This window comes from Bacillus cereus group sp. BfR-BA-01349, from assembly GCF_022663795.1.
GTDB classification, from domain to species: domain Bacteria; phylum Bacillota; class Bacilli; order Bacillales; family Bacillaceae_G; genus Bacillus_A; species Bacillus_A cereus.
The window spans coordinates 82,880-92,568 of the sequence record NZ_JAKUGE010000020.1 but is presented as its reverse complement, the minus strand read 5'-3'; the positions used below and the strand labels follow the sequence as shown (position 1 = coordinate 92,568).

Below are 9,689 nucleotides of genomic sequence, written 5' to 3'. Positions count from 1 at the left end.
CATAAAAAAATCCCCTCCAGATAAAACAGTATTGAGTCCATCATATCAGATGGACTCTTTTTTTACTGTCTACCTATAGGGGATAATACCAAGCAGCTTCTCTTTATTTAATCCGTTTTTTGTGAGTCTTTCATTAGTACTGGATAAAGAACAAGACCTAATATAAACAATCCAATTCCTAAGAAGAACGTTTTTAAATCAGCAGTTCCCGTTTTGATAACCCAAATGGAGTATACCAATGCCAATGTAGTGATAATTCCATCTTTTACTCGAGATCCTGGTAGTATATCATACGTTTCTCCTGTAATAACTAATTTTAATTGGTACAAGGTAGAAACAAGGTATGGAATTAAATAGGCTAATGTTGCTACGACGATAGCGAAACTATATGCTTCTGAAACAGTACCAGAAATCGTTGAAAATAAGAAAATTTGCGTCATTACATTTGTAATCAATAATGATTTTGAAGGACTACCTTTTTTATTTGTTTTCCCGAAAAACTTAGGAAAAAGTCCATTCTTTGCTGCCTGGTAAGGTACTTCTGAACTAACAACGATCCAGCCAACTGTAGATCCAAATAAAGATATAAGAGCGAGTAAGGCCATTATATACGCGCCTTTATTTCCAATTGCTAAATTTAATGCATCTACTAACGGTTTTTGAGACTCCTTTAAAGCATCTTGCGGAAGAGCTCCCATTGTAAGTAAAGTAATTGACATGTAAATAAGAAGAGCGATAATTAATCCGAAAATCGTAGCTTTTTTTACATCGCGCTGTGATTTTGCACGGTTAGAAAGCATAACCGCTGATTCAATACCGATAAACGCCCAAAGTGTTGCAATAGCAGCTGAATTGATTTGGCCACCTAACGAGATAGATTGTCCTGCTTCATTCATAAAGGTTTGACCGTCTCCGAAATTAGAAGTATTGAAAATGAATAATGTAATTACAATAAACATTGTAAATCCGATAATTTTTGCAATAGTAGCAAGTAGATTCATATTTCCAGCTCGATCAATATTTTGAGAAAGAATATATTGAATTCCCCATAGCATAAGGCTACATACAAGGAAAGTTAACCCTTTTCCGAGTTCTAGTGAAAATCCGTTTATTGAAAAAAGAATTTGCTTACTTTGTAAAACTGGAAAGAATGTTGATAAATATCCAGCAAAGGAAATAATAACAGATGCTGTTGCAGCCCAGTTAGCAGCCCAATATCCCCATGCCATACTATATCCTGCAACTTTACCAGCTTTTTTTGAAGGAAACATCGCTTGAGCATAGCTTTGTGGTCCAGCTTTTAATTCTGGTTTACGAATCGCTAAATTTCCAAATACAAGTGCAATCATAAATACGCCAAGGCCTGTAATACTCCATGCGAGTGTAGAACCCATTGGACCTGATACTTGTGCTAAATTTGCTGGAAGCATAAATACGCCACCGCCAACCATATTCCCGATAACAAATGCTGTTAAAACCCATAATCCCCATTTTTTCGTTTCCATTTTTGTTAACTCCTTTGTAGTAAGTTTTGCTTAAACATCATTTTTTACTAGCTTTTTGACAATAAAAAAAGAGCCATGTAGATAAAAAAATACCTACATGGCTCTTTCGCCAAAGCGTAGGTACAACGGGAATAACCCTTGTACCTACGCGTAATTTTTCCGCTAGGTTTCAAGGGTTACGTATGATGATGATGTTTTTGTGCAAATGTAACTACAGTTGTTGTATAAGTAAGCATAGTTCTTTGCTCCCTTTCTCCTCTGATTTTGAAGTTAGTATACTACATGTTTTTTTGAATGAAAAGAAAAATATAAAAATTTTTATAAAAATACGTTTTAAAGATTAAATATTTACCTATATTTTTCTTGTAATGGAAAATAAGTGAGAGATTGGCAGAAGAGTGAAGCATGTTATAATATATATAGAATTATAAGGTGACAAGGGGCTATTGTAGATGATGAGTAAGTATGAACAAATTTATACAGAAATCAGTAAATCTATTGATAATAAACAATTAAAAGAGGGATGCAAAATCCCATCAGAAACAGAATTAATGAAGCAGTATGAGGCAAGCCGAGGAACGGTAAGAAAAGCTGTAGATTTACTGCAAGAGCGTGGATATGTGCAAAAAATTCATGGAAAAGGTGTTTTTGTTTTAAAGCGAAAAAATATTGAATTTAATTTTGGTGGTATTGTAAGTTTCCAAGAAGAAAATGAACGTTTAGGACGTCATTGTATTACAGATGTCGTAGAAATGGAGAAAATTGAAGCGACGAAAGACGTAGCAAAGTTATTAAACGTGAAAGAAAAAACAGTGATTGACCATATTAAACGTGTACGAAATATTGATGGAGAAAAAGTAATTTTAGATATAAACCATTTTGTATCGGAATATATTCCAGGGCTAACGAGAGAAATTGCAGCTACATCGATTTATAAATACATTGAGAAAGAGCTTGGGCTACATATTAGTTATTCACAGAGGGTAATTGAAGTACAGCCATGTACAGAGGATGACAGAAAGTATTTAGATTTAAATGGAACAGACTATGTTGTCGTTGTGAAAAACTTTACACATTTGTATGATGGAAGTCAGTTTGAATATACAGAATCACGCCACCGCTTAGATATTTTTCACTTTTCGGATGTGGCACGCAGGAAGTAAAGAGGTGGAACAAAATATTGTTTCATCTCTTTTTTTATAAAAAAACACAAACTCGTATATATGAGTGTTGACTAACTTATATATACGAGTTAATATGTAGTTGTAAACGGTATCAAAAAAAGAAAAGAGGGACGGGAATATGGGGAAAGACTATCGTAAAACAGCAGAGGAAGTGTTGCAGTATATTGGTGGGAAAGACAATATTGAACAAGCTGCACATTGTGTGACGAGGCTCCGTATCGCTTTAAAAGATGAAAGTAAAATAGATAATGATAAATTACAGTCTGTTTCATTAGTGAAAGGAGCGTTTCATAACGCTGGTATATTTCAAGTTGTAATTGGTCCAGGGGATGTAGATCGTGTTTACGCTGAATTGATAACGCTTGCAGGTATGAAAGAATCGACTGTAGCGGACGTAAAAGACTCTGGAAATCAGAAGTTAAATCCAGCTCAAAAGTTTGTAAAAATATTTTCGGATGTATTTATGCCGATATTACCAGCGATCGTAACAGCTGGTTTACTAATGGGTATTAACAATCTATTAGGCGCAAAAGACTTATTTTTTGATGGGAAAAATTTATTAGATGTTTATCCGAACTTAGGCGGGCTTTGGGATTTAATTAATATGATGGCCAATACAGCATTCGTATTCTTACCAGCACTTGTCGGTTGGTCAGCAACGAAGCGTTTTGGTGGTAGTCCAATACTAGGGATTGTTATGGGATTAATGCTTGTGCACCCGGCCTTATTAAACGCTTGGGACTACGGAAAAGCAGCGACTGGTTTAGAGGGTCAAAAGATTGAGTACTTCAATATTTTAGGACTGTTCCAAATTGAGAAGGTAGGATATCAAGGACAAATTTTACCTGTTTTAGTAGCAGCATTTGTATTAAGTAAAGTGGAAATTTTCTTAAAGAAACATGTACCAAATGCAATTCAATTATTAGTTGTACCAATTACAACAATCGTTGTGACAGGTGTGTTAGCATTAGGAATTATCGGTCCGGTTACACGTCATATTGGAGATTTATTAACAGTAGGATTGGTAGGTGTATATGAAACAGTACCAGTAGTTGGAGCAGTACTATTTGGAGCGTTATATGCACCGCTTGTAATTACAGGTATGCATCATATGTTTATTGCAATTGATTTACAATTGATTGCACAACATGGCGGTACATTTATTTGGCCGATGATTGCTCTTTCTAACATTGCGCAAGGTAGTGCGGCACTTGCGATGTTCTGGATTTCTAAAAATCAAAATGATAAAAGTATGGCATCAACATCAGCCATTTCAGCATACTTCGGTATTACAGAACCAGCGATGTTTGGTGTGAATTTACGAAATAAGTTCCCGTTCTATGCAGCGATTATAGGGTCTGCTGTGGCAGCGATATTCATTACATTAAACGGTATATTAGCACCTGCTATCGGAATTGGGGGATTGCCAGCATTTATTTCTATCATTCCGAAATCGATTCCAATGTTTATTGTCGGAATGATTATTGCAGTTGTAATCCCATTTACTTTAACATGGTTATTTGCAAAAAGAGTCAAACAGAAGTAGGAGGAAGTTAAACATGAAGGATTGGCATAAAAGTGTAGTCTATCAAATTTATCCGAAGAGCTTTAATAGTTATTACAATAGAGAAACCGGTGATATAAAAGGGGTTACAGAGAAACTAGATTATTTAAAAGAACTCGGAGTGGATTATATTTGGTTAACACCGATATACCAATCACCACAAAATGATAATGGATATGATGTAAGTGATTATTACAGCATTGATCCATCTTACGGAACGATGGAAGAGTTTGAAGAACTTTTAGCAGAAGCGAAAGTACGTAACATTGAAATTATGCTTGATATTGTTGTAAATCATAGTTCGACTGAACATAAGTGGTTTAAAGAAGCGAAGGAAGATAAAAATAGTCCATATCGTAATTACTATATTTGGCGTGATGAAAAAAATAATTGGCAGTCTAAGTTTGGTGGATCTGCTTGGAAATATGATGAGAAGACGGAGCAATATTATTTACATCTATTTGATGAAACACAAGCTGATTTAAATTGGGAAAATGAAAAACTTCGTGAAGAAGTATATGATATGATGCGCTTTTGGCTGGATAAAGGGGTAACGGGATTCCGATTAGATGTCATTAATTTAATTTCAAAAGACCAATGCTTCTTAAATGATGAAGGTAATACTGCGACAAGTGATGGACGCAAGTATTATACAGATGGCCCGCGTGTTCATGAATATTTACAAGAGATGAATCGCAATGTTTTTGCAGAAAAAGATGTAATTACAGTTGGAGAAATGTCTTCTACGACAATTGATAATTGTATTAAATATTCAAATCCTAAGCGTAATGAATTAAGTATGACGTTTAGTTTTCATCATTTAAAAGTAGATTATCCCAATGGAGATAAGTGGACAAAAGCGAATTTTGATTTCATTAAATTAAAAGAAATTATGTCTAATTGGCAAATTGAAATGCAAAAGGGCGGAGGATGGAATGCGTTATTTTGGTGTAATCATGACCAGCCTCGCATCGTGTCACGCTTTGGTGATGATGGAAAGTACCGAAACGAATCTGCAAAAATGTTAGCGACAGCTATGCACATGCTGCAAGGAACGCCTTATATTTATCAAGGGGAAGAAATCGGTATGACAAATCCTAAATTTAAGTCCATCGAGCAATATCGTGATGTGGAATCGTTAAATATATACGATATAAAGCTAAAAGAAGGGCTATCACAAGAAGAGATTATAGGGGTTTTAAAGCAAAAATCTCGTGACAACTCTCGTACTCCGATGCAGTGGAATGAAGAGGTGAACAGTGGTTTTACAACAAGTACACCTTGGATTTCAGTGGCTGAAAATTTTAAAGAAATAAACGTAGAGAAGGCATTAGCAGATAAAGAGTCCGTATTTTATCATTATAAAAAGTTAATAGAGCTTAGAAAAACGTATGATGTAATTACAGAAGGAGAATATGCTATTTTGGATAAAAATGATCCTAAAATTTGGGCATATACTCGTACTACAGAAAGTGAAGTACTACTTGTTATAAATAACTTCTATGGAGAAGAAATAACGTACTCTGTACCGGCGCACGTTCAATTAGATGGAATGAAACAAGAGGTACTACTGTCGAATTATAAAGATTCCAGCAAGGATATTACAAAACTTAAATTAAGACCATATGAATCAATTGTGTATCGATATACGAAATAAAAAGGTTGTATGCCCGAGCGGCATACAACCTTTTTATTTTAAGACACCACTATACAAAATATTTACGTCTACTTCAGGTTTGAATTTTACTTTTGCATAATCTTTATTCCAATTTTTTTTCTTCCATAAATCAGGGTGATAAGCGATGAGATGTCTACCAATTCCAAAAGCATCACAATTTGCTTTTTGTAGTTTATTTGTTATTTTTTTCGCTTCTTTCGTAAGTTGCTTTGATAATTCCTTATTTAGTTTTTTTCTGGCTTCCATTTTATAAATATTATCTCTTGGGGCTTCAAGTGCTATTACTTTTAGTTGGAGCTTAATGTGAGCATAAACATTTCCTTTTTTATCCGTTGTTATTTTTAAATCTCGTTTTAACTTTCGATTGCTAATTTCCATTGTTAAATAATCAGATGTCTTCTCAGATTCATCACTAGTAAGTTTTTGGGTTATACGGGCACTTGTTCCCATTTTTCCGGTTAATAATACGAATAAAACAGATTGTTTCAAAGGTAAATGTCCAGTCAATTTATCATTGTTAAATAAAGCTAACCCATTTGTAATTAATTCTTTTCCTTTTATTTTTATAGTAGGGAGTGTAAAGTCTTTACCGGGATCTAACATTTTTGTAGCGGCTGTTTCTAAAGTTTCTTTTGGAAATACACTCATATCTTCTAAACTTTTCACTTTTTTCTGTAGAAAATCTCCAATTAGTAAATTTCCTATTTTCTTTTTTTCGAGTATCTCCGATGTTTCACCATCTACTGCAATAAGTTTTACTAAAGCAGTTGGGTTTGTTGGGTCCCGAAAGCTGACATCTAAATAGGGTAATATACCTTTTTTTAGAATTTTGGTTCCTAGTAATTGAACACCATATTTAAAATAGCGAATATTCCCAGTCACATTTTTTTTTAGGGCATCGCTTGTATCCCTTATGTTATGCCCGGTTGCTGAATGTATTTCATTTTCGAATGAAGATTGCTCTCCACTTGAACTTTTTACGAGTTCAAGCGTTTGCTGAAGCTTATTCTCTTCCGTAACATCATATCCAATGCTATAAGCTAATCTAGCTTCTCTTAATGGTTCTTGATCCCAACAGCCAGAAAGGAGGCAACTAGTACATAATATAAAAAGTAATTTAAATCTTTTTGGAAACATACTGTTCTCCTTTCTTCTTTCTTATTACTGAATAGAGTAGAAATAAAAGAGGGAGAACAACGATGAAAATATAGGTGAACTTATCTGTGAAAGTTGCAATGACTTTTAATTCTTCAGGTGTATCTATAAATAAGGCTACACTAAAAGCAATAATACCAACGATTGGAACAGCCTTTTTATGATTAGCGAGGTTGAATATATGTCCAATTCCTATAGAAGCGGCACAGTAATAACTCGCAATAGAAGCGACAACTGTTATCATCCATATTGGAATGAATAGTAAATCAGTCCGGTCTATAATCCCGATATGTAAGGAGCGTAATAAGTAAGCAACTGGTTCTGGGATAAGTTCAATTTGTTTTGGACTAGATACGATAAAGCAAATCCAAACAGTGAAAGCATAAAAGAGAGTCACAAATCCATTAGCGATAGAAATTGCCTTCAGTTTTTCCACAGAACTCCCATTTACTTTAGGAAATGCGATGAGAAAGATTTCAAAACCATACATAGCTGTAATTGTTTCTTTCGATGCTTGAATAATATTCCACCATCCAGCCTCTGTAATGGGAAAAATATAAGAAAAGTCAGCTCGGGAAAGCCCTAGGGCGATTAAAAGCGCCATAGGTAAAATGAGAATAGAGGTCATGACATAAAATCGTACGATGACTTTAAACGTATTATAAGCTACATAACAACAAGCTATTGTAAATAGCATGAGAATGGCATACCACGGAGTTGCTTGTAATATCCAAACTTTAATGACGTTACAAGCATTCAACATAACCGTCATACCGATAAGGGTAAAATAAAAAATATAAGAAAAGCCCAATAGTTTTCCTAACTTATTACCAAATAGCATACAAACACTTTTATACATATCTGCATCAGGAAATCGTTTTAAGAAAAGCCACATAAGTAAAATAATAAGTTGAATGGCAAGCCCCGCGATGAGCGCAGAAATCCAACCACCACCTTTTGCTATCGGATGAAGCCGGTTAGGTAGAGATAGTATACCGACCCCAATTTGGCATTGAATAACGAAAAAGGTAAATTGAACTAGCGAGATTTTACTTTGCGTGTTTGTCACCGTCCTCATCCTCTCTCGTTACATGTTGGCGTTGCATTTTTTTTGGTTTTGGATCATGTGGTCGTTCCCAAAATGACCAAATTGGTAGTCTTACGAAAGAATCTTTCATATCTTTAATCCGCATCGGGGCAACAGGAGAAAGATATGGTGTATGAAATGAATGAAGCTGACATAAGTGAACGAAAGTTATAATGAGACCGAATGATATGCCTACATATCCAAATATGGCAGCAAGGAGCATTAATGGAAAACGAAGAATTCGAACTGCTGAACTCATATCGTTTGATGGAACGAGAAAAGATGAGATTGCAGTTAAAGCTACTACGATGATCATCGTATAAGAAACGAGCCCAGCTTTTACAATCGCATCACCAATTACTAAACCACCTACAATACCGATTGTTTGTCCAACACGGCTCGGCAAGCGAATACCAGCTTCTCGTAATAACTCGAAAATTAACTCCATTAAGAGAGCTTCAAAAATAGGAGGAAGCGGTACTTTCTCTAACGAAGCTTTAATCGTATACACAAGTTCGAGCGGCAACACATCGGGATGAAATGCGACAGTTGCAATATATAAAGCTGGCAAGAGAAAGGCAATTAAAAAACTTACTAAGCGAATCATTCGGACGAAAGAACCGACAATCCAACGGTTATTATAATCATCTGGTGATTGATAAAAAGCGAATAACGTAACAGGTACGATGAGCGTTGTTGGATCTCCGTCAGATAAAATGGCAACACGTCCTTCCATTAAATTAGCAACAGTTCTATCTGGACGCTCTGTATTTAATTGCTGCGGAAATGGGGAGAAAGACGTATCCTCTATAAATTCTTGTATGTATCCTGGTGACATAAGTGCATCCGTTTTAATCGTTTCTAATCTTCTTTTCACTTCTGTAACTAAATCGTCATTCGCTATATTTTGCATATAAGCAATTGCCACTTTCGTGTGCATTTCTTCACCGATTGTAAAATACTTAACAACTAAATTTGGACTCTTAATGAGTTTACGAATAGAGCTTAAATTAGTTGCTAGATCCTCTACAAAACCAGTATGTGGACCACGCACAATCCCTTCATTATCAGGCTCCGCTATATCTCTCTTTAAAGATAAAGCTGTTTCGAAAATACAAAAACTATCGACGTGTTCATGAAAATATAAGGATTTACCTTGTAATAAAACCTGTACTCCATAATTTAAATTCGTTTCTTTTTTCATATTTAACGTAGAAAAAGCTTTATCTAAAGATAAATCCGACCTCGTTAATAATGGTTCAAGAGCTAATTGATGAATTAAATTTGGATCTGCTAAAGATTCAATATATATGATTGTTCCTTTTCCGTTTTGAAAAGGGAGATCTAATTTTTTTATATCATCAGAATGAGAAAGTTTATTTTCAATGTAATTAATGTTCTCCAGAAGTGATGGAAACATATGCATTTGTTTTTTACTCTCTTGTTGTTCTTTTTTGTCTGTCATAATTTCCACCTCTTTTAAAGTACGATTGTTTCTGTTAATTTTTGTCGTTTG

Annotated in this window: 7 protein-coding genes; 3 read left to right on the top strand and 4 right to left on the bottom strand. The window is 34.7% G+C overall.

All coding sequences use genetic code 11. From position 1 onward, the window contains the following. Nucleotides 1-107: 107 nt before the first annotated feature. Entirely contained in the window at nt 108-1,505 is a 1,398-nt protein-coding gene (locus MR169_RS13290) for an amino acid permease (protein WP_242319518.1), read from the bottom strand. A gap of 452 nt (nt 1,506-1,957) precedes the next feature. Here MR169_RS13290 and treR point away from each other — a divergent pair, with 452 nt between their 5' ends. The 3 genes from treR (at nt 1,958) to treC (ending at nt 5,910) form a co-directional block, all read left to right on the top strand. Continuing rightward, nucleotides 1,958-2,668, top strand: coding sequence for a trehalose operon repressor (gene treR / locus MR169_RS13285; protein WP_000987236.1), 711 nt, complete (start codon nt 1,958-1,960; stop codon nt 2,666-2,668). Nucleotides 2,669-2,807: 139 nt separating this feature from the next. Then, the gene (gene treP / locus MR169_RS13280; RefSeq protein ID WP_016117151.1) at nt 2,808-4,235 is read left to right on the top strand and encodes a PTS system trehalose-specific EIIBC component; all 1,428 of its coding nucleotides are present in this window, start codon (nt 2,808-2,810) and stop codon (nt 4,233-4,235) included. 13 nt (nt 4,236-4,248) lie between these two features. After that, complete coding sequence (treC, locus tag MR169_RS13275; RefSeq protein WP_000656137.1) at nt 4,249-5,910, top strand: alpha,alpha-phosphotrehalase; 1,662 nt, start codon at nt 4,249-4,251, stop codon at nt 5,908-5,910. Between the two features lie 33 nt (nt 5,911-5,943). Here the strand turns inward: treC and gerKC are convergent, their stop codons facing one another. The 3 genes from gerKC to gerKA are packed head-to-tail and all read right to left on the bottom strand — an operon-like array spanning nt 5,944 to nt 9,638. Next, on the bottom strand, nt 5,944-7,068 hold the full coding sequence (gene gerKC, locus MR169_RS13270) for a spore germination protein GerKC (RefSeq protein ID WP_242319517.1): 1,125 nt from the start codon (nt 7,066-7,068) through the stop codon (nt 5,944-5,946). After that, nucleotides 7,049-8,155, bottom strand: coding sequence for a GerAB/ArcD/ProY family transporter (locus tag MR169_RS13265; protein ID WP_242319516.1), 1,107 nt, complete (start codon nt 8,153-8,155; stop codon nt 7,049-7,051). Before MR169_RS13265 ends, gerKC begins: the two co-directional genes overlap by 20 nt. Beyond that, a complete protein-coding gene (gerKA, locus tag MR169_RS13260; RefSeq protein ID WP_000130114.1) occupies nt 8,136-9,638 on the bottom strand; it encodes a spore germination protein GerKA in 1,503 nt (500 codons plus the stop codon). Before gerKA ends, MR169_RS13265 begins: the two co-directional genes overlap by 20 nt. Between the last annotated feature and the right edge of the window lie 51 nt (nt 9,639-9,689).